This window comes from Marivita sp. S6314, assembly GCF_023015985.1.
GTDB lineage: Bacteria > Pseudomonadota > Alphaproteobacteria > Rhodobacterales > Rhodobacteraceae > Marivita.
In genome coordinates this window covers 50951-69992 of sequence record NZ_JALKAO010000006.1, presented here as the reverse complement: position 1 = coordinate 69992, position 19042 = coordinate 50951, and the positions used below count along the sequence as shown (strand labels likewise).

The window sequence follows — 19042 nt, the reverse complement described above, 5'->3', positions numbered from 1 at the left end:
GCATATTTTTGAAAAGAAGAAGCCATGACCGTGCAAGAGATATTCGAGACGATGGACTATGGGACGGCACCGGAATCGGCCGGGGATGCGCTTGCGTGGTTGGTCGATCAGGGAAGCCGGTTCGGGCATTTCATAGACGGGCGCATGACCGATCCCGGTGAGGTGTTCGAGAGCCGTAATCCGGCGACTGGCGAGGTGCTGGCGCATCTGTCGCAAGCGTCTTCGTCGGATGTGGATGCGGCGGTTGCGGCGGCGCGCAAAGCGCAAGGCAAGTGGGAGAGGCTGGGCGGTGCCGGGCGCGCGCGGTATCTTTATGCATTGGCGCGGCTGTTGCAGAAGCATTCTCGGTTGTTTGCCGTCTTGGAGACACTGGACAACGGCAAGCCGATCCGGGAGAGCCGGGACATCGACATCCCGTTGGCGCAGCGGCATTTCTACTATCACGCGGGTCAGGCGCAGGTGTTTGACACCGAATGCGCGGGTCGCGTGGCGCAAGGCGTTTGCGGGCAGGTGATCCCTTGGAACTTTCCCTTGCTCATGCTGGCGTGGAAGGTCGCGCCTGCCTTGGCAGCGGGCAATACGGTGGTGTTGAAGCCCGCGGAATATACGTCGCTGACTGCACTGTTGTTCGCTGATATGTGCCGTCAGGCCGGGCTGCCGAAAGGTGTTGTGAACATCGTCACCGGCGATGGTGCGGTGGGTGAGATGGTTGTCACACATCCCGACGTGGACAAGGTGGCGTTTACCGGGTCCACCGCTGTTGGGCGGCGGATACGGGAGGCGACGGCGGGGTCTGGAAAGGCCCTGACGTTGGAGCTTGGGGGCAAGTCGCCGTACATTGTGTTCGAGGATGCGGATCTCGACTCAGCCGTGGAAGGGCTGGTCGATGCGATCTGGTTCAATCAGGGGCAGGTCTGTTGTGCGGGGTCGCGGCTTTTGGTTCAGGAAGGCGTGGCGGAGCGGTTTTATGCCAAGCTGCGTGCGCGGATGGATAAGCTGCGGGTTGGCTCGCCTTTGGACAAGTCGATTGATGTGGGCGCGATTGTGGACCCCAAGCAGTTGGAGACGATCCGAAGGCTGGTTGATGGCAACACAGCGGGTGAGATGTATCAGGCTGCTTGCGATCTGCCCGAAGGCGGGTGTTTCTATCCGCCGACTCTGATTACCGGGCTTAGTGCGGCGGACCCGTTGATGCAGGATGAGATTTTCGGGCCTGTGCTGGTGGGCACCACCTTCCGCACGCCATCTGAGGCGGTCGAGTTGGCGAACAACACCCGCTACGGGCTGGCGGCGACGGTGTGGTCCGAGAATATCAATGTGGCGTTGGATGTCGCACCCAAGCTGGCGGCGGGGATTGTCTGGATCAACGGGACCAACATGTTCGACGCTGCAGCGCCCTTTGGTGGCGTGCGCGAAAGTGGGTTTGGGCGTGAAGGTGGGCCGGAGGGCCTGCGCGCCTATACCAAACCTGCGGGTAAGGCGAAGGCGTTGGCCAAGGTTGAGGGCTTCAGTTCCGGGCCGGATACCGAACCGCAGGCAGTGGACCGGACGGCGAAGCTTTACATCGGGGGCAAGCAGGCGCGGCCGGATGGCGGTTATGCCTATGAGGTGTTTACCAAGGCGGGCAAGCTGATCGGGCAAGCACCACTGGCCAACCGCAAGGATGTGCGCAACGCGGTTGAAGCGGCGCGCGGGGCCAAGGGATGGGCCGCGACCACGGCGCATCTCCGGGCGCAGATTCTGTACTACATCGCCGAAAACCTTGCCGCGCGGAAAGACGAATTTGCATCGCGGATCAACCAGATGACCGGCGCGCGCGGTGGCGCGAAAGAGGTGGATGCCTCTGTTGACCGGTTGTTCACCTATGCCGCCTATACTGACAAATATGATGGCCGCGTGGCACAGGTGCCGTTGCGCGGGGTTGCCCTGGCGATGCGGGAACCCTGCGGGGTGATCGGCGCGATTTGCCCGGATGATGAACCGTTGCTTGGGTTGGTGTCCGTGATGGCCCCGGCACTTGCGATGGGCAATCGCGTGATCCTGGTGGCGTCCGAGCCGTTTCCTTTGGCGGCGACGGATTTCTATCAGGTGCTAGAGACGTCTGATGTGCCTGCCGGGGTGGTGAATATCTTGACCGGGCGGCATTTGGATGTGGCGTCGACGCTGGCGTCTCATATGGATGTGGAGGCGGTCTGGTCATTTTCGTCATCCGACCTGTCGGCCGAGATCGAGCGGGGGGCGGCGACAAACCTGAAACGCAGTTGGGTGAATAACGGGATGGCGCGGGATTGGTCGGCTGGAAATGCGGATGTGTTTCTTGATGCGGCAACCGAGGTCAAGACGGTTTGGGTGCCTTACGGCGCGTGACGTGTGCAGCTTTGCGCCACCGGGTGACGACAATTCCGCGCAGTCATTGAGAATTCACCTTACCGATGCTATTTTGCAGTTACCCAGCGCCGGGGCTTGATCGGCGTGATGTTAAAGGAGGACGATGTCCTGTCTCTTCAAACGGATGTGGTTAAGGCCACGGACGGGGGTCTGCCGGTGAGCGGCACACCCGGAAACAGAACGGCCAGCGACGCGTTGCTCGCAGCCATTCTTGCGGAACTTCAAGACAACAAGGCCGAAGACATCGTGCAGATTGATCTGCGCGGAAAGTCTGCGATTGGCGACCATATGGTCGTGTGTTCGGGGCGGTCGACCCGGCAGGTGACGGCGATTGCCGAAAAGCTGGTCGAAACGCTCAAGGCGGATCACGGTGTCCTGTCCAAGATCGAAGGCAAGGAAACCGGCGATTGGGTGCTGATCGATACGGGCGATGTGATTGTCCATGTGTTCCGGCCCGAAGTGCGCGAATTTTACCAGCTTGAGAAGATGTGGCTTCCGGCTGGAGCGGCGCAGACAAGCTAATGCGCGTCCATCTGCGCGCCGTTGGGCGGCTTACGGGCCGCTCTGAAGAACGCGCGCTGGTGGACGATTATCTGTCTCGGTTCGAACAGACCGGGCGCGGGCTTGGCTGGCGCTTTGGCGGGGAAACCGAGGTTGAGGACAAGAAGAACGGTGGGATGGCGGCAGAGGCGGATTTGCTGCGGGCGTCCATCCCCTCCGGGTCGCTTCTTGTGTGCCTTGATGAGCGGGGGCGCGTGATGTCGTCGCCCGACTTTTCCAAACAGTTGCAGGGTTGGGCGGATCAAGGGCGATCGGATGTGACCTTTGTCATTGGCGGTGCAGATGGGATTGATCCTTCGTTGCGCGGCGAGGCGGATTTTCTGCTATCTTTCGGGGCGATGGTTTGGCCACATAAGCTGGTGCGTGTGATGATTGCAGAACAAATGTACCGCGCGGCGTCGATTGCGGCGGGGACGCCGTATCATCGGGTGTGATGATGGCGCTCTAGCTGTAGGCGATTGCCAGTAGAATCAGCCCAAGGATCACGCGGTAGATCACGTAGGGTGTGAAGCTGACGGATTTCAGAAGTCTGAACATCAACGCCAGCGCGGCGAGTGCTGCGAGAAAGGCGAAGACGGCGGCGATGGCCCCGTCGCGGGCGGCGGCCAAATCGGCGGTCTGGATGACCTCAACGCTGAGCAGCGCACCAGAGGCGATGATTGTCGGGATCGACATGAGCATCGCAAGGCGGGCCGCACTTTCGCGGTCATAGCCCAGTTGGCGCCCAGCCGTGATGGTGATGCCAGAGCGGGATGTGCCGGGGATCAGGGCGAGCGCTTGCCACAGGCCCATGATGGCGGCGTCCTTGATGCTCCAGTTCGTGGCCTTTTTGGTGGTGGGCCCGGTTTGGTCCGCCCAATAGAGCACAAGACCAAAGATCAGCATGGTCCAGCCGATCACGGCGGTGGAGCGGAGCAGGTCGTTCAAACCGCTGAGCTTGAGCGCGAGACCGAACACAATCACTGGGATGGTCGCAAGGATCAGGCACAGCGCCCAGAACGCGCCCTGGGTGTCGATCTTGCCGCGCATCAGGCGGGTGCTTCCGATGGTCACGACCTTCACGTCGGACCAGAAATAGAGGATCACCGCGAACAAGGTGCCGACATGGACGGCCACGTCTATGACCTGCCCCTGATCCTGCATCCCGGTCAGATTCGGGAGCAGAATCAGGTGGCCGGAGCTTGAGATCGGCAGAAATTCGGTCACGCCCTGTATCAGTGCGAGGATCAGAAGGTGGGTCAGCGCCATGTCACACGGTCCAAATCGGTCGATTGAGCCGGGTATATCCCCCTAGAAATAAAGGGGAAGCGTTTATTTATGTCCGGTTCGGACCTATTTTAGCTGCATTGCGGCATGATTTATGGCCTTGGACGCAAGAAAAGTAGAAAATAGGTCAGTATAATTTACTTTTCTTTTGCATCGCGCTTCTGTAATCAGGCGCGACCACACTCAGGGAAGGAACTCAGCCGATGGCAAAGCAGCCAATGCTCAAGTTTGTTCAAGTGCCACGTATCATGCCAACCAAGCGTGAGGCGGAAGAGCGGCGTGAGGACTTCCACGAAATCTATGCGGAATACGCAGACGCGAAGGCAAAAGAGCAGGCGAGCCGCTGTTCGCAATGCGGTGTGCCCTATTGCCAGACGCATTGCCCGCTGCACAACAACATCCCCGACTGGCTGCGCCTGACTGCCGAGGGGCGGTTGCAGGAAGCTTATGAAGTGTCGCAGGCAACCAATACCTTCCCCGAAATCTGCGGCCGCATCTGCCCGCAGGACCGTCTGTGCGAAGGCAATTGCGTGATCGAATCGTCTGGCCACGGCACCGTGACCATCGGGTCGGTCGAGAAATACATCACAGATACCGCGTGGGAAGAAGGTTGGGTAAAGCCAATCAAACCCACGCAAGAGCGGACCGAGTCGGTTGGCATTATTGGCGCCGGGCCGGGTGGTTTGGCCGCTGCGGATGTGCTGCGCCGTCAGGGTGTGCAGGTCACTGTGTACGACCGGTATGACCGGGCGGGTGGATTGCTGACCTACGGGATTCCGGGTTTCAAGCTTGAGAAGCCAGTTGTGATGCGCCGGAATGAGCAGCTTGAGCTTGGCGGTGTCAAATTTGAACTGAATTGCAACGTGGGTGAGGACATTTCCTTCGAGGACATTCGCGCCAAGCATGATGCGGTGATTATTGCGACAGGCGTTTACAAATCGCGCGATCTGGCCGGGCCGGGGTCTGGTGCTGACGGCATCGTCAAGGCGCTGGATTATCTGACGGCGTCCAACCGCAAGAGCTTTGGCGACGCTGTGCCCGAGTTTGACAGCGGAGAGCTGAATGCCGAGGGCAAGCGCGTTGTGGTCATTGGTGGCGGTGACACCGCTATGGACTGTGTGCGCACGGCGATCCGCCAGGGCGCGACATCGGTGAAGTGCCTTTACCGTCGTGACAAGGCCAACATGCCAGGGTCGCAGCGCGAAGTGCAGAATGCCGAGGAAGAAGGCGTGCAGTTTGAATGGCTGACCGCGCCCAAGGGATTTGTTGGTGAGCCGGTCGAAGGCGTGATGGTGCAGCGGATGCGTCTGGGTCTGCCGGACGCAACCGGGCGTCAGATGCCCGAGGTGATCGACGGATCGGACTATGTTGAACCCGCCGACATCGTGATCAAGGCGCTTGGCTTTGAACCCGAGGAGTTGCCAACGCTTTGGGGTGCGCCGGAACTGGCGGTGACCCGTTGGGGGACTGTTAAGGCTGAGTTTACCACGGGTGCGACGGACCTTGAGGGCGTCTATGCCGTGGGCGACATCGTGCGCGGTGCGTCGTTGGTTGTCTGGGCGATCCGCGACGGGCGCGATTGTGCCGAGGCCATCCTTGAACGTTTGAACGCGTCCAGCGCTGTGGCGGCGGAATAGAATTGGCGGTTCGATCCGGACATTGCCTGTGTGGAGCCGTGCGTTTCAAAGGAGACGTGCAGGAGACTGCGCAGGCCTGTCACTGTACGCAGTGTCAGAGATGGACTGGTGGCGGACCGTTGTTCGCGGTGCGCGTCCGCGATCTGGACCTGACGGGCGCTGAGAACATCCACAGTTACGCCCATAGCGATTGGGGCGATCGTGCGGTGTGCCAAACATGCGGATCGACGCTGTATTGGAAGTTGCAGGACCGCTCGATTGCGTTTGTGGCGCTGGGTTTGCTTGACGATCAAAGCGGGATCACCGTCACCGAAGAGATATTTGTTGATTTTCGTCCCGACTGGTTTCCACCCTTTGAAGGTGCAGCCCAGCGGACCGAAGCAGAGATGAAAGCGCAGCTTGCTGCGTTCCTGGAAAAGGAGAACCAGACATGACCAAATATGATGCCGAGTGGGTTGCTGCCGAGGAAGCCAAGCGCGCGTGGATGGCCGAAAATGGTCTCTATTCAGAGGAAGACGAGCATTCTTCCTGCGGTGTAGGCCTTGTTGTGTCCCTCGACGGCAAGCCAAGCCGCAAGGTGGTTGAGGCGGGCATTGATGCGCTCAAGGCGATCTGGCACCGCGGTGCTGTGGATGCCGACGGCAAGACCGGCGATGGCGCGGGTATTCACGTGCAGATCCCCGTGTCGTTCTTTTACGACCAGATCGAACGCACCGGGCACAAGCCGCGTATGGATGAATTGATGGCGATTGGTCAGGTGTTCCTGCCGCGCACGGATTTTGGCGCACAGGAAACCTGCCGGACCATTGTGGAAACCGAAGTTCTGCGCATGGGCTATTACATCTATGGCTGGCGGCATGTGCCGGTGACCGTTGATTGCCTTGGTGAAAAGGCGAATGCCACACGGCCCGAGATTGAGCAAATCCTGATCTCGAATTCCAAAGGCGTCGACGAAGAGACCTTTGAGCGCGAGCTCTACGTGATCCGTCGCCGGATTGAGAAGGCGGCAGGCGCGGCCGGGATCGGGGGGTTGTACATTGCGTCCCTGTCCTGCCGGTCGATCATTTACAAAGGCATGATGCTGGCCGAGCAGGTGGCGGAGTTTTATCCCGACCTGCAGGATGAACGCTTTGAATCCGCGTTCGCGATTTATCACCAGCGCTATTCGACCAACACTTTCCCGCAATGGTGGCTGGCACAGCCGTTCCGCATGTTGGCGCATAACGGTGAGATCAACACGCTCAAAGGCAATATCAACTGGATGAAGAGCCACGAGATCCGCATGGCCTCGGGCGCATTCGGAGATATGGCCGAAGACATCAAGCCGATCATCGCCAATGGCGCGTCGGATTCGGCGGCTTTAGATGCGGTGTTCGAAGTGCTGGTCCGTGCCGGGCGCAATGCGCCGATGGCCAAGACGATGCTGATCCCGGAATCGTGGTCCAAGCAGGCGATTGAACTGCCGCAGGCGTGGCGGGACATGTATTCCTACTGCAACAGCGTGATGGAGCCGTGGGACGGCCCCGCCGCGCTTGCCATGACAGATGGCCGCTGGGTCTGTGCCGGGCTGGACCGGAACGGGTTGCGCCCGATGCGCTATGTCGTGACCGGGGACAACCTGCTGATTGCGGGGTCCGAGGCCGGTATGGTGCCGATTGACGAAGGCACGGTGCGCGAGAAGGGCGCGCTTGGTCCGGGGCAGTTGCTGGCGGTCGATATGGCCGAGGGCAAGCTCTACCACGACGTTGAGATCAAGGATAAGCTGGCCGCGTCGCAGCCGTTTGGCGAATGGGTTGGCAAGATCAACGAATTGGACGACGCGCTGGCGCAGGTCACCGAACAGCCGATGTTTGAAGGCGCGGATTTGCGCCGTCGCCAGATCGCGGCGGGCTATACCGTTGAAGAGCTGGAACAGATCCTTGCGCCGATGGCCGAGGATGGAAAAGAGACTTTGGCGTCGATGGGCGATGACACGCCATCGGCCGTGCTCTCCAAGAAGTACCGCCCGCTGTCGCATTACTTCCGCCAGAACTTCAGCCAGGTGACCAACCCGCCGATTGACAGCTTGCGTGAATACCGGGTGATGAGCCTGAAGACGCGGTTCGGCAACCTGAAGAACGTTTTGGACGAAAGCAGCGCGCAGACCGAAATCATTGTGCTGGACAGTCCGTTTGTCGGCAACGCGCAGTTCAAGGAGATGGCAAAGCATTTCAACGCCAGTCTGGTTGAGATTGACTGCACCTTTGCCGCCGGTGGCGATCCGCGCGCGTTGCAGGTCGCGTTGGAGCGGGTGCGGTCCGAGGCAGAAGATGCCGTGCGGTCCGGTGCTGGGCATATCATTCTGACCGATGAGCATTGCAGCGAAGACAAGGTTGCGATGCCGATGATCCTGGCCACCAGTGCGGTGCACAGCCATCTGACGCGCAAGGGGTTGCGGACGTTTACGTCGCTGAACGTGCGGTCTGCCGAATGCATCGACCCGCATTACTTTGCGGTTCTGATCGGCGCGGGGGCGACCGTTGTGAACGCCTATCTGGCCGAAGATTCGCTGGCTGACCGGATCAAGCGGGGTCTTCTGGACCTGACATTGACCGAGGCGGTTGCGAAGTATCGCGAAGCGGTGGATCAGGGTTTGCTCAAGATCATGTCGAAGATGGGGATTTCGGTGATTTCCTCGTATCGCGGTGGTCTGAACTTTGAGGCCGTGGGCCTGAGCCGCGCGCTCTGTGCGGAATATTTCCCCGGCATGCTGAGCCGCATTTCGGGCATTGGTCTGCACGGATTGCAACGCAAGGCCGAAGAAATCCACGCGCTCGGTTTCCGCGGTGGCCAGGACGTTCTGCCCATTGGAGGGTTCTACAAGGCGCGGAAGTCGGGGGAGACCCATGCCTGGGGCGCGCAGACGATGCACCTGATGCAGATGGCGTGTAACAAGGCGTCCTACGAGCTTTGGAAGACCTATTCCAAGGCCATGCAGGCGAACCCGCCGATCCATTTGCGCGACCTGTTGGCGATCAAACCTCTGGGCGAGCCGATCAATCTGGAAGAGGTTGAATCGATCACGTCGATCCGCAAGCGGTTCGTGACACCGGGCATGTCGCTTGGCGCGCTGTCGCCCGAGGCGCACAAGACGCTGAACGTGGCGATGAACCGGATTGGTGCGAAGTCCGATAGCGGTGAAGGCGGCGAAGACCCGGCGCATTTTGTGCCGGAGCCGAACGGCGACAATCCGTCTGCGAAGATCAAGCAGGTGGCCTCTGGTCGCTTTGGTGTTACGGCTGAATACCTCAACCAGTGTGAAGAACTTGAGATCAAGGTCGCCCAAGGGGCCAAGCCCGGTGAGGGTGGTCAGTTGCCGGGGATGAAGGTCACAGACCTGATTGCCCGTCTGCGCCATTCGACCAAAGGTGTGACGCTGATCTCCCCGCCGCCGCACCACGATATCTATTCGATCGAAGACCTTGCGCAGCTGATCTACGACCTCAAGCAGATCAATCCGCGCTGTAAGGTGACGGTCAAGCTGGTGGCGTCTTCGGGTGTTGGCACGATTGCCGCCGGTGTGGCGAAGGCCAAGGCGGACGTGATCCTGATTTCGGGGCACAATGGCGGGACGGGTGCGTCACCTGCGACGTCGATCAAGTACGCCGGTCTGCCGTGGGAAATGGGCCTGACCGAGGCGCATCAGGTTCTGTCGATGAACAAGCTGCGGGATCGTGTGACCCTGCGGACAGACGGTGGTCTGCGCACCGGGCGTGACATCGTCATGGCGGCGATGCTTGGGGCGGAAGAGTACGGCATCGGGACCGCCGCGCTGATCGCGATGGGGTGCATCATGGTGCGTCAGTGCCAGTCGAACACTTGCCCGGTTGGTGTGTGCACGCAGGACGAAGACCTGCGCGCGAAGTTCACTGGCAATGCGGACAAGGTGGTTAACCTCATCACCTTCTACGCACAGGAAGTGCGCGAAGTGCTGGCCAGCATCGGTGCGCGGTCGATTGATGAGGTGATTGGCCGGGCGGACCTGTTGTCTCAGGTGTCGCGTGGGGCGGACAATCTGGACGATCTGGACCTGAACCCGCTGCTGATCCGTGTCGATGGGTCGGATGACATCGTCTATGACCGCAATCGCGCCCGCAATGCGGTGCCAGATACGCTGGATGCGGAAATCGTGCGCGATGCAGCGCGGTTCCTTGAGGATGGTGAGAAGATGCAGCTGTCCTACGCGGTGCAGAACACGCACCGCACCGTCGGCACACGCACGTCGAGCCATATCGTCAAGTCGTTCGGCATGCGCAACGCGCTGCAGCCGAACCATCTGACCGTGAAGCTGACCGGATCGGCGGGGCAATCGCTTGGTGCGTTTGCGGCACCGGGGCTCAAGCTGGAAGTATCGGGCGACGCCAATGATTATGTCGGCAAGGGGTTGTCGGGGGGCACGATTGTGGTGCGTCCGCCGATGATGTCGCCGCTGGTGGCGGCGGACAACACGATTATTGGCAATACCGTGCTGTACGGTGCAACGGACGGCTACCTCTTTGCGGCTGGGCGCGCCGGTGAGCGGTTCGCGGTGCGCAACTCGGGGGCCAAGGTTGTGGTCGAGGGCTGCGGATCGAACGGCTGTGAATACATGACCGGCGGTGTTGCCGTGATCCTCGGCGATATCGGGGCCAATTTTGGCGCGGGGATGACCGGCGGCATGGCCTATCTGTACGACCCGGACGGCAAGGCGCAGGCGCTGATGAATATGGAAAGCCTTGTGACCTGCCCGGTCACTGTGCAGCACTGGATCAGCCAGCTTGAAGGGTTGATCGAGCGTCACGCCGAAGAAACCATGAGCCGCAAGGCGCAGGACATTCTGCAGCATTGGGATATTGAACTTGCAAACTTCGTTCAGGTTTGCCCGAAAGAGATGCTCGACAAGATCGAACATCCACTGGGAGTCGAAGATCACGCGGTTCCGGCAGAGTAACACCTGCAAAGACCTCCAGAAGAACCCGGCCTTGCGCCGGGTTTTTTCGTTTCCGGGTGACGGGTGGACGATACGTCTTGACCGATTAGCTTTTTGATCTCATCGTTTGAGACAGGTTATCGAAATGTGAGACGATTCGACGAAGATGCACCTCGACCGAATGATCACGTTGCTGGAATTGGTTGCCGTTGCAGGCCGCCCCATTTCGGTGTCCGAACTGCAGAAAGCGTCGAGCCTTCCCAAACCCACCTGCTACCGATTGGTGCAGTCGCTTCAGGAGCAGCGGCTACTCGATCCGTCTGACGAGGACGGGAAGGTTGTGATTGGGGAACGGCTGATCCGGATCGCGCTATTGGGCAAAGCGGATGTGGACGTGCGCAAGGCGGCGGCCCCACTTCTCAAAGCGGCAGCAATTCGGTTTAACGAGACGGTTTTCCTCGCGCGGTTTCGCAACAAGGCGGTTGAGATCATCCATGTCGAAACCCCGGATGATCCGGCGCGCGCGTATATCCACCCCGGGTTAGGCGTACGCCCGATGCATGCGTGTTCCTGCTCAAAGGCAATTGCGGCGTTTACAGAACGGGATTTTCAGGATCAGATCATTTCCGGAAGTTTGAAACAGTACACTGAATTTACAAAAACCACGGCAAGCGCATTGCGGGCTGAATTTGAAACGATCGCCAAGCAGGGATTTGCCGATTGCGATCAGGAAATCGACCTTGGCATCGCAAGCGTCGCGGCGCCTGTTTCGATTGGAAATATTGGCGCCACCTTCAGTGTTGGCGCTGTCGGCCCGATCCGACGATTTGACAAACCGTATCGGGCGGAAATCGGAAAGAAACTCATTGGCCTCTCGGACCGCGTGAGTGGCGCAATTCAACTTTGTAACGTTGCGGAGGTGTAACCAGCACAGCGCTCCGCAACACATATTTCAAAGCCCCGGCAAGAGGGCTCCTATTCATCCAAGGGAGGACATGTGATGAATTTAAGACCTGACCCGACATTCTATGCATCGCCGAAGATCGCGATGCAGGCCCCGGTTGAGAATTATGCGTTTACGGTGATGCTCAGTCCGGATGGATCACAATCCGATGGCATTGCTGTTGTGGATGTGAATCCGAAATCCGACACCTATGGCCAGATCGTGCATCAGGTGATCGTGCCCTACAAAGGGGACGAATTTCACCATTTCGGCTGGAACGCCTGTTCGTCGTCTCTGTCGCCGCTGACCGGTCATGCCTTTCTGGAACGCCGCTACCTGATCGTGCCGGGCATCCGGTCAAGCCGGGTGTATGTGATCGACGTGAAAGATCCCCTGAAAGCGGAAATCCACAAGATTATTGAACCCGAAGAGATCTTCGAGAAAACCGGCTATTCCCGCCCGCATACGATCCATTGTGGTCCCGAAGGCATCTATGTCTCGACCCTTGGGGGCGGTGGCGAGGATGGCACCGACGGACCTCCGGGCATCTTCATCATGGATTGCGAGACCTTCGAGGTGATCGGCCAATATGAGATGGACCGGGGCAAGCAGGACAAACACTACGATTTCTGGTGGAACCTGCCGCAGGATTACATGGTCAGTTCCGAATGGGGCCTGCCGCCGCAGTTCGAGAACGGCGTGGTGCCGGAAGACCTGCTGTCGAACAAATACGGCCATTCAATCCACTTCTGGGATTTGCGCGGGCGCAAGAATATCCAGACCATTGATTTCGGCGAAAACTACCAGATGGCGCTGGAAATTCGCCCTGCACACGACCCAAAGAAATCCTACGGGTTCTGCGGTGTGGTGGTTGATACGACAAACCTGCAAGGGGCGATCTTTACCTGGTGGCGTGGGGATGACGGGACGTGGCAGTCCAAGAAGGTGATCACCATTGATCCGCGACCTGAAGACCCGGAAAACCTTCCGCCCCTGCTGCAAGGCTTTGGTGCCGTGCCGCCTCTGGTGACGGACATCGACCTGTCGTTGGACGACAAGTACCTCTACGTTGCGTGCTGGGGTCTGGGCGAGATGCACCAATACGATGTGTCCGACCCGATGAACCCGGTTTTGGCGGGCAAGGTCGAAGTCGGCGGCATCGCGAAAGGCGCCAACCACCCGAACGGCAAACCCTTTGTTTACGGCCCCCAGATGGTCGAGATCAGCCGTGACGGGAAACGGGTGTATTGGACCAACTCGCTCTATTCGTCATGGGATGACCAGTTCTATCCGAATGACGAAGGTGGCCAAATGGTGATGGCGAATGTGACGGAAGACGGGTTTGCCTTGGATCCTGATTTCTACATTGATTTCCCAAAGGGCTATCGTGCGCACCAGATCCGGCTTGAGGGCGGAGACTGTTCAACAGACAGCTTCTGCTATCCGTCTGCCTAAATGATCGTAGACGATCTTTCAGTGACGGCCCTTTGGTGGGCCGTCATTTTTTCTGGGTTCTATCACGGTATAAACCCCGGAATGGGTTGGCCTTTGGCCGTGTCTGCCGCCCTGATGGAGCGAAAACACAGTGCATTGCCGCATGCGCTGGCGTTGTTGGCGCTCGGGCATTTCCTGTCGATGCTGGCGATCCTGCTGCCATTTTCGATGATGGTCTTTTTGGTCGACTGGGAATTGCAGATACGGTTGGTGGCGGGCTTGATCGTTGTCGGAATGGGGGTTTATCTGCTCATCAACCGGCGGCATCCGCGGTTTCTTGCGCGCGTGCATCCGGCGCGCCTTGCGCTTTGGTCATTTCTGGCCGCACTGGCGCATGGTGCGGGACTGATGCTGGTGCCGATCTTTCTGGGCCTTTGCGGCTATGCGCAAGACGATGTTGGTCACGAAGCGGCGCAGGCTTTGATGACAAGCAACATCCGTTTGGCGTTTCTTGTGGCGGCGGTCCATACCTTTGCCATGACAGCCGCCGGCGCGGTGATTGCGGTCTTTATCTACATCTGGCTGGGGCTGAAATTTCTGTCCAAGGCGTGGTTCAACCTTGATATTCTTTGGGCCATCAGCCTTGTCTGTGTCGGGTGCTTTGGCATTTATTCGGCGTTTGCGGGCCACTGATCCTGTCTGTCGGTTGGCCATTGTCAGACACCAAAAGCTCCGCAACCGGGCCTGTTTCTGTCGTTCATGGCGTGTCGGTGCAGCCAATCAGGGCTTAGGGTAACCGTGGATTCGGATTGCAAGCAGCGCGCGTGTGGCGCATGTCTGTGCGCAATAGTGACGACCTCTGGCAGGAAGGGCCTTTCATGGAAAACGCGCGCAACTTTTATATCAACGGGGCATGGGTTGCTCCGCAGGCGGGACAGGATTTTGGTGTGGTCGATCCGTCGACCGAAGAGGTGACCGAGACGATTTCTCTTGGCGGGCAGGCCGATACGGATGCGGCTGTTGCAGCGGCCAAGGCGGCGTTTCCGAAATGGCGTTTGTCGACCAAGGCCGAGCGGCTGGACCTGCTTCAGTCCATCCTCGACATCTATATGCGCCGATCTGATGACATGGCCGAATTGATCAGCCGCGAAATGGGCGCGCCGATCGACATGTCGAAATCCCAGCAATCGGGCACCGGATCGTACCACCTTCAGGCGTTTATCGATGCGCTGAAGGATTTTGATTTCGAAGGTCCGCTGCGGGCTGGTGAAGAAGACACGCACATCATCCGTGAACCGATTGGCGTCTGTGCGCTGATCACACCCTGGAACTGGCCGATGAACCAGATCACGCTGAAGGTCGTGCCGGCCCTGGCAACAGGCTGTACCATGGTGCTGAAACCGTCCGAGCAATCGCCGCTGTCCGGCCTGCTGTTTTCGGAAATCATGCACGAAGCGGGTGTGCCTGCGGGTGTGTACAACATGGTGAACGGCGATGGTCCGGGTGTGGGCAGCCAGCTGTCATCCCACAAGGATGTGGATATGGTCAGCTTCACCGGCTCCACGCGGGCGGGCAAGGCGATCACCATTGCTGCTGCTGAAACCATCAAGCGCGTGAGCCTTGAGCTGGGTGGCAAAGGGGCCAACATCGTGTTTGCGGATGCCGATCCGAAAGCGGTAAAGCACGGGATCATCCGGTGCTTCAACAACACCGGTCAGTCCTGCAACGCACCGACGCGGATGTTGGTCGAGCGGTCGCGCTATGAACAGGCCGTTGAAGACGCTAAGGCGGCGGCAGAGGCCACAACCGTGAACGCGGCAGCGCAGGAAGGCCGCCACATTGGGCCGCTTGTGTCCGAGATGCAGTTCAACAAGGTGCAGGACCTGATCCAGAAGGGGATCGACGAAGGTGCGCGTTTGGTGGCCGGGGGCGTTGGACGTCCCGAAGGCTTGAACCGTGGGTTCTTTGTCCGGCCGACTGTCTTTGCGGACTGCAACAACGACATGAACATCATGCGCGAAGAAATCTTTGGGCCGGTTCTGTCAATGATGCCGTTCGACAGCGAAGAAGAGGCAATCGAGATCGCAAATGACACCGATTACGGTCTGACCAACTATGTTCAGACCAGCGATCCCGAAAAGGCCCGCCGCGTGGCACGCGCTGTGCGGTCCGGCATGGTTGATATCAACGGCAAGGGCCGTGGCGCCGGATCGCCGTTTGGTGGCATGAAGCAGTCCGGCAACGGTCGTGAAGGCGGTGTCTGGGGGCTGGAAGAGTTCCTTGAGGTGAAAGCCATCGGTGGCTGGCCGACAGAGTAAACGGCGCAAAAGCGTATTTCGGAAACCCGGCCGTCGCGCCGGGTTTTCTGTTTTTTGCCAGCCGCGAAGCGTTGCGTCTCTGGACGGGTGCCCTGTTCGCGGTATGTTTGCGGGTCACAACCCAGGGAGAGATCGGCCATGAACCTTGCAAAACTGGCGGCAGAGGCCGGCGCACGTGGAACACCCGTTCGGGCTGGATTGATCGGGGCCGGGAAATTCGGATCGATGTTCCTGAGCCAGGTGCCGACGATTGCAGGGCTTGAGGTGACTGCGATTGCCGATCTTGATCCCGACCGGGCGCGGGCCGCCTGTCAGGCTGTGGGGTGGGACAGCGCGCGGCTTGAGGCGACAGCCTTTCTTGAGGACGGGTCGGCCCTTGCTGCGCGGGACGATGTGGATGTGGTCATCGAAGCCACCGGACACCCCCGCGCCGGGATTACACATGCACGGGCGGCGTTTGCGGCGGGCAAGCATGTTGTCATGGTCAATGTCGAAGCCGATGCGCTGGTGGGCCCCGCCCTTGCCACCGAGGCGCGTTCGGCTGGTGTTGTGTATTCGATGGCCTATGGGGATCAGCCTGCGCTGGTGGCCGAGATGGTGGATTGGGCGCGGGCGACCGGGTTTACGGTTGCGGCTGCGGGCAAGGGGACCAAGTACCTGCCTGCCTACCATCAGGTCACACCCGATGATGTCTGGACGCATTACGGCCTGACGCCAGAGGAGGCCAAGGCGGCGGGGATGAACCCGCAGATGTTCAACTCTTTCCTCGATGGCACCAAAAGCGCGATCGAGATGGTGGCGATTGCCAATGCCTGTGGGTTGAATGTTCCTGATGCGGGGCTTGGATTTCCGCCCTGTGGCGTGGATGACCTTGCGCATGTGTTGCGTCCGAAAGCGGTTGGCGGTCAGCTTGATGGCGATGGGATGGTCGAGACGATTTCGTCATTGGAACGGGACGGGCGGCCTGTGTTCCGGGATCTGCGCTGGGGCGTTTACGTGGTTCTGAAAGCGCCAAACGATTATGCGGCGGCGTGTTTCAGGCAGTACGGTCTGCCGACCGACGACACCGGGCGCTATGCGTCGATGTACAAACCCTTCCATCTGATCGGGTTGGAATTGTCCGTGTCGGTGCTGAGCGCGGCATTGCGCAAGGAAGCGACGGGCCAGTCGCAGGACATGCGCGGCACCGTGGCGTCGGTCGCCAAGCGTGGCCTCGCGGCGGGTGAAATGCTGGACGGCGAAGGCGGATACACCGTCTACGGTAAAGCGCTGCCTGTTGCGCGCGCCGGGGATGCCTTGCCGATTGGTCTGGCACATCACGTGACGCTGGTTCGGGACGTGCCTGCAGGCGCGGTTGTGACCTTTGAAGACGTGGACCTGTCCGGTGATCCGGTCGCGGAGCTTTACCGTCAGCTGTGCGCGGGGTCATAGGTTGATCAAGGCCACCTGACCTGTGGATCAGGACGTAAGCGTGAGGAGCACGGCGATGACCACAGGGCTAGCGGCGGCAAGCCCGGGGAGCAGAACATTCGCGCTGTAGCGGATCCAAGCCCCAGCCAGCAGGCCGAGCCCCATCATCAGGGCCGGTAACCCCACCGTGCCGGCCAACGCAATTGACAGCCAGGGTTCCACAAACCCGGCCACGGTGATCAGCCACAGCGTCAGCGCCGCAACACAGGCAGACACAGTGGTTGCGATCCCACTGACCAGCGCCTGCCGGGGCAAAGTCAACCAGCGCGCGATAAGCAGGCCTGACAGGTAAAACCCACAGTAAAGAATGAGGATCGGCATGACGGTGGTCTTGCCGGTCCCGAGGCAAAAGTAAACGATTTCTTTGTCTTGCCCCAGTGATGCCGCGTTGGGACCGGATTTTGCTGGCACGGCTTTCGCGTGATGTGATGATTGAGGGATGTTTTCTCTGATGGCGGTTGCGCCTAATGTGCCAGCGATGGCTGGCAGTAAATCCAAATCAAACGCGCAGCAGGGGCCGAAGCTGGACAAGCCCAGGCAACCCCGCAAGCGCAAGACCAAGGCGCCGACCTTGGTGGATCGCATTCTTGCGCCCTATCGGTGGCTGGTGAAATGGTCCGTCCGCACGGTTCTGGTGCTTGGCCTGCTGGCGGTTCTGCTGGTGGGCCTGTTTGGATTTGTGAACCCGCCTACGACCCATACGATGTGGTCCGAAGGACGGCGGCTTGACGCGCCGGTGGATCAGGTCTGGGTGCCGGTCGAAGGAATCGCGCCGGTGATGATGCGGTCGGCGGTTGCCGCCGAGGATGCCAATTTCTGCCTGCATTGGGGTTTTGACGTAGAAGCAATTCAGGCCGCGATTGAGGCCGGAGGCGCACGCGGCGCATCGACGATTTCGCAACAAGTGGCCAAGAATGTCTTTCTTTGGCAGGGCCGGTCGTGGGTGCGCAAGGCGATGGAGGCGGGGTTGACGCCGATCATGGAAGGGCTGTGGACAAAACAGCGGATTCTGGAGGTCTATCTGAACATCGCGGAATTCGATGAGGGCGTGTTTGGCGTTCAGGCGGCGGCCCGGCATTATTTTGGCGTTGATGCACGCGATCTGAGCGCCACGCAGGCCGCACGCCTCGCGGCTGTGCTGCCATCCCCCAAGACGCGATCAGCGTCGCGTCCGAGCAATTTTGTCCAACGGCGCGCGGCGTCGATCCGGGCAGGTGCAGAGACGATCAATGCAGATGGCCGGGCGGATTGCTTTCAGGGCTGACGCAATCAGGTGAGACGAAAACCGCGCGCTTTGCCACAATCGCCCAAGCGACCATTGAAACGGCCCGCGCTTCGCGGCAAGTAGGGTGCGCTTGACGTATCATCAGGGCGCATCTCGAATGGCAAAATTGTACCATGTTCCTCTGTCTCCGTTTTGCCGAAAGGTCCGGCTTAGCCTTGCGGAGAAAAAGATCGAATGTGAGCTGGTCGAAGAGAAATACTGGGAGAAAGACCCGGATTTCCTGCGCCGCAATCCGGCCGCCAAGGTTCCCGTGCTCAAGATTGACGGGCGGACCATGTCGGAAAGCGCCGCGATCTGCGAGTATCTGGAAGAGAAGTACCCTGAACCGCCATTGATGCCACGCTCTTCTGAGGCGCGTTACGAAGTGCGCCGTCTGGTCGGGTGGTTCGATGACAAGTTTCATAACGAAGTGACGTCAAAGCTGCTTTACGAGCGGGTCAACAAGAAGGTCACGAAAGAGGGTTTCCCGGATTCGAAGAATGTCAAAGCGGGGGCCAAGGCGATCAAGTATCACCTGGACTACATGGCATGGTTGCTGGACCATCGTCGCTGGTTGGCGGGTGATACGATGACGCTCGCTGATTTCGCGGCGGCGGCCCATTTTTCATCGCTCGATTACATTCGGGATGTGGACTGGAACCGCAGCGCCGTGGTCAAGGACTGGTATGCCAAGATCAAGTCGCGCCCGGCGTTCCGCTCTATTCTTGCAGATCAGGTTTCGGGCTTCCCGCAACCGCCACATTATGCCGATCTGGACTTTTGATCCCGAAGACGGCGTGAGGGGCCAACCCC

General features: G+C 59.6%; 15 protein-coding genes. 13 read left to right on the top strand and 2 right to left on the bottom strand.

Features of this window, described 5'->3' with window-relative positions; genetic code table 11:
• Positions 1–24: 24 nt before the first annotated feature.
• The 3 genes from MWU54_RS15650 (at position 25) to rlmH (ending at position 3383) form a co-directional block, all read left to right on the top strand.
• Positions 25–2367, top strand: coding sequence for an aldehyde dehydrogenase family protein (locus MWU54_RS15650; protein WP_247085571.1), 2343 nt, complete (start codon positions 25–27; stop codon positions 2365–2367).
• Positions 2368–2475: 108 nt separating this feature from the next.
• Positions 2476–2910 carry a ribosome silencing factor gene (gene rsfS, locus MWU54_RS15645; RefSeq protein ID WP_247085569.1) on the top strand — a complete coding sequence of 145 codons (435 nt, stop codon included), beginning with the start codon at positions 2476–2478 and terminating at the stop codon, positions 2908–2910.
• Entirely contained in the window at positions 2910–3383 is a 474-nt protein-coding gene (rlmH, locus tag MWU54_RS15640; RefSeq protein ID WP_247085567.1) for a 23S rRNA (pseudouridine(1915)-N(3))-methyltransferase RlmH, read from the top strand. Before rsfS ends, rlmH begins: the two co-directional genes overlap by 1 nt.
• A gap of 10 nt (positions 3384–3393) precedes the next feature.
• Here the strand turns inward: rlmH and MWU54_RS15635 are convergent, their stop codons facing one another.
• Positions 3394–4197 (bottom strand): undecaprenyl-diphosphate phosphatase, encoded by an 804-nt coding sequence (locus MWU54_RS15635; protein WP_247085564.1) that lies wholly within the window; start codon positions 4195–4197, stop codon positions 3394–3396.
• Between the two features lie 221 nt (positions 4198–4418).
• Between MWU54_RS15635 and MWU54_RS15630 the strand changes: the two genes are divergently transcribed.
• The 8 genes from MWU54_RS15630 to MWU54_RS15595 all read left to right on the top strand — a co-directional run bounded on the left by MWU54_RS15630 (position 4419) and on the right by MWU54_RS15595 (position 16926).
• Positions 4419–5852, top strand: coding sequence for an NAD(P)-dependent oxidoreductase (locus MWU54_RS15630; RefSeq protein ID WP_247085562.1), 1434 nt, complete (start codon positions 4419–4421; stop codon positions 5850–5852).
• A gap of 56 nt (positions 5853–5908) precedes the next feature.
• A complete protein-coding gene (locus MWU54_RS15625; protein ID WP_247085560.1) occupies positions 5909–6286 on the top strand; it encodes a GFA family protein in 378 nt (125 codons plus the stop codon).
• Positions 6283–10821, top strand: a complete 4539-nt coding sequence (gene gltB, locus MWU54_RS15620; protein WP_247085558.1) for a glutamate synthase large subunit — start codon at positions 6283–6285, stop codon at positions 10819–10821. Before MWU54_RS15625 ends, gltB begins: the two co-directional genes overlap by 4 nt.
• A 145-nt stretch (positions 10822–10966) precedes the next feature.
• Positions 10967–11725 (top strand): IclR family transcriptional regulator, encoded by a 759-nt coding sequence (locus MWU54_RS15615; RefSeq protein WP_247085556.1) that lies wholly within the window; start codon positions 10967–10969, stop codon positions 11723–11725.
• A gap of 75 nt (positions 11726–11800) precedes the next feature.
• Complete coding sequence (locus tag MWU54_RS15610) at positions 11801–13198, top strand: selenium-binding family protein (RefSeq protein ID WP_247085554.1); 1398 nt, start codon at positions 11801–11803, stop codon at positions 13196–13198.
• A complete protein-coding gene (locus MWU54_RS15605; RefSeq protein ID WP_247085552.1) occupies positions 13199–13870 on the top strand; it encodes a hypothetical protein in 672 nt (223 codons plus the stop codon).
• A 185-nt stretch (positions 13871–14055) separates the two neighbouring features.
• Complete coding sequence (locus MWU54_RS15600) at positions 14056–15495, top strand: aldehyde dehydrogenase family protein (RefSeq protein WP_247085801.1); 1440 nt, start codon at positions 14056–14058, stop codon at positions 15493–15495.
• 138 nt (positions 15496–15633) lie between these two features.
• Positions 15634–16926, top strand: a complete 1293-nt coding sequence (locus MWU54_RS15595; RefSeq protein ID WP_247085550.1) for a Gfo/Idh/MocA family oxidoreductase — start codon at positions 15634–15636, stop codon at positions 16924–16926.
• Between the two features lie 27 nt (positions 16927–16953).
• Here MWU54_RS15595 and MWU54_RS15590 read toward each other — a convergent pair whose 3' ends face one another.
• Positions 16954–17286, bottom strand: a complete 333-nt coding sequence (locus tag MWU54_RS15590) for a hypothetical protein (protein WP_247085548.1) — start codon at positions 17284–17286, stop codon at positions 16954–16956.
• A gap of 157 nt (positions 17287–17443) precedes the next feature.
• Here MWU54_RS15590 and mtgA point away from each other — a divergent pair, with 157 nt between their 5' ends.
• Positions 17444–18229, top strand: a complete 786-nt coding sequence (gene mtgA / locus MWU54_RS15585) for a monofunctional biosynthetic peptidoglycan transglycosylase (protein WP_247085546.1) — start codon at positions 17444–17446, stop codon at positions 18227–18229.
• 118 nt (positions 18230–18347) lie between these two features.
• Positions 18348–19013: a glutathione S-transferase family protein gene (locus MWU54_RS15580; protein WP_247085544.1), complete on the top strand. Its 666-nt coding sequence runs from the start codon at positions 18348–18350 to the stop codon at positions 19011–19013.
• Positions 19014–19042: the final 29 nt, after the last annotated feature.

Excerpts from the sequence above, each read along its gene's own strand:
- MWU54_RS15650 (WP_247085571.1), top strand. The coding sequence starts at position 25 with ATGACCGTGCAAGAGATATTCGAGACGATGGACTATGGGACGGCACCG.
- rsfS (WP_247085569.1), top strand. The coding sequence starts at position 2,476 with ATGTTAAAGGAGGACGATGTCCTGTCTCTTCAAACGGATGTGGTTAAG.
- rlmH (WP_247085567.1), top strand. The coding sequence starts at position 2,910 with ATGCGCGTCCATCTGCGCGCCGTTGGGCGGCTTACGGGCCGCTCTGAA.
- MWU54_RS15635 (WP_247085564.1), bottom strand. The coding sequence starts at position 4,197 with ATGGCGCTGACCCACCTTCTGATCCTCGCACTGATACAGGGCGTGACC.
- MWU54_RS15630 (WP_247085562.1), top strand. The coding sequence starts at position 4,419 with ATGGCAAAGCAGCCAATGCTCAAGTTTGTTCAAGTGCCACGTATCATG.
- gltB (WP_247085558.1), top strand. The coding sequence starts at position 6,283 with ATGACCAAATATGATGCCGAGTGGGTTGCTGCCGAGGAAGCCAAGCGC.
- MWU54_RS15615 (WP_247085556.1), top strand. The coding sequence starts at position 10,967 with ATGCACCTCGACCGAATGATCACGTTGCTGGAATTGGTTGCCGTTGCA.
- MWU54_RS15610 (WP_247085554.1), top strand. The coding sequence starts at position 11,801 with ATGAATTTAAGACCTGACCCGACATTCTATGCATCGCCGAAGATCGCG.
- MWU54_RS15605 (WP_247085552.1), top strand. The coding sequence starts at position 13,199 with ATGATCGTAGACGATCTTTCAGTGACGGCCCTTTGGTGGGCCGTCATT.
- MWU54_RS15600 (WP_247085801.1), top strand. The coding sequence starts at position 14,056 with ATGGAAAACGCGCGCAACTTTTATATCAACGGGGCATGGGTTGCTCCG.
- MWU54_RS15595 (WP_247085550.1), top strand. The coding sequence starts at position 15,634 with ATGAACCTTGCAAAACTGGCGGCAGAGGCCGGCGCACGTGGAACACCC.
- MWU54_RS15590 (WP_247085548.1), bottom strand. The coding sequence starts at position 17,286 with ATGCCGATCCTCATTCTTTACTGTGGGTTTTACCTGTCAGGCCTGCTT.
- mtgA (WP_247085546.1), top strand. The coding sequence starts at position 17,444 with ATGGCTGGCAGTAAATCCAAATCAAACGCGCAGCAGGGGCCGAAGCTG.
- MWU54_RS15580 (WP_247085544.1), top strand. The coding sequence starts at position 18,348 with ATGGCAAAATTGTACCATGTTCCTCTGTCTCCGTTTTGCCGAAAGGTC.